Annotated in this window: 1 pseudogene and 1 other annotated feature; the pseudogene reads left to right on the top strand. The window is 62.1% G+C overall.

From position 1 onward, the window contains the following. Positions 1-697 (top strand): annotated as a pseudogene (locus AC2YI2_RS35105) (IS3 family transposase); the annotation flags it as partial. Continuing rightward, positions 94-210 (top strand) — a sequence feature (AL1L pseudoknot). Its footprint overlaps the pseudogene before it by 117 nt.

The raw sequence follows: 697 nt of genomic DNA, 5'->3' as shown, positions 1-697 counted from the left end.
TGGCCTGCCGAGCGATGTTGCCGAGAAGATGAAGGCTCTGGAACGGGAGAACCGGGAGCTTCGTCAGGCCAACGAGATTTTGCGCAAGGCGTCAGCTTATTTCGCGATGGCGGAGCTCGACCGCCCACTGAAGGGATGATTTCCTTCATCGACGAACACCGTTCGGTGCTCGGGGTCGAGCCGATCTGCAGGCTGCTGCCGATTGCCCCATCCACCTATTATGAGGTCATCGCCAGGCGCTCGGACGTGGATCGCCTGTCGGTCCGCGCCCGACGCGACATGGCCATGACGGTCGAGATACGCCGAGTGTTCAACGAGAACTTCCAGGCCTATGGCGTGCGGAAAGTCTGGCGGCAGTTGCAGCGAGATGGTTACGACATCGCCCGCTGCACCGTTGCTCGGCTCATGAGGGCAATGGGTCTTCAGGGCATCATTCGCGGCAAGCCGGTCAGAACCACCATGTCGGACAAGGCTGCCCCATGTCCGCTCGACCGCGTCAATCGCCAGTTCAAGGCTCCCGCGCCGAACATGCTCTGGCTTTCGGATTTCACATCCGTGGCCACTTGGCAGGGCTTCGTCTACATGGCTTTCGTGATCGACGCCTTCGCCCGACGGATCGTCGGCTGGCGGGCAAGCCGGACCGCCCATGCCGGTTTCGTCCTCGACGCCCTCGATCAGGCACTTCATGATCGGCGGC

The organism is Rhizobium sp. SRI_017 (assembly GCF_057586295.1).
The sequence above is the reverse complement of the archived record's forward strand: the minus strand, read 5'-3'. Positions and strand labels throughout refer to the sequence as shown.